The 516-nt window shown below is 43.0% G+C and carries 1 protein-coding gene and 1 pseudogene; both read left to right on the forward strand.

Translation table 11 applies throughout. The annotated features are described in order from the left end of the window. A partial coding sequence (locus tag R8O10_RS27555) for a RimK/LysX family protein (protein WP_318192278.1) occupies window positions 1-257 on the forward strand: 257 nt, incomplete at its 5' end. Window positions 258-411: 154 nt separating this feature from the next. Continuing rightward, a pseudogene (locus tag R8O10_RS27560) lies at window positions 412-516 on the forward strand (transcription elongation factor GreB); the annotation flags it as partial.

Consider the following 516-nt stretch of genomic DNA (forward strand, 5'->3'; position numbering starts at 1 on the left):
TGCAAAAAGCCTTTACTCGCGAAGTGGTAGACGTAATGAAAATTACTGCGAAAAAAGGCGAGAAAGCAAACGTCCGTCCGGTGGTGGAAATGCATGTCAAACTGGGTGAGTTAGAGAAGAAAATTCGCGTGAATTTGCAAGATCGCGGACGCTTTCATTACAGCATGATTTTGGGTAAAAACTTCTTAAAGCACGGTGCGTTAGTGGCGAGTGAAACCAATTATATCGTGACGAAAAAACCAGATTACGAAAAATAGTCGAACTGTCGCCTAACCTAATTGCCAATACCCAAAGTCCGCTCTGAGAATCTTGTGGCTTTGGGTATAATTCTAGGTTTAGGATGAAGATCGCGTAAGCGTCGATGCTGCTGAATGTGCGGCATTTTTTATGCCGAAATGAATAGGAGCCAAATTGAAAACTAAGCTGATTACCCGTGAAGGTTATAACAAACTCAAGCAAGAGCACGATTACCTCTGGAATGAAAAGCGTCCAGAAATCACCAAGATCGTGACGTGG

The sequence above is a fragment of the Vibrio sp. 1727 genome, from assembly GCF_033344415.1.
GTDB lineage: Bacteria > Pseudomonadota > Gammaproteobacteria > Enterobacterales > Vibrionaceae > Vibrio > Vibrio alginolyticus.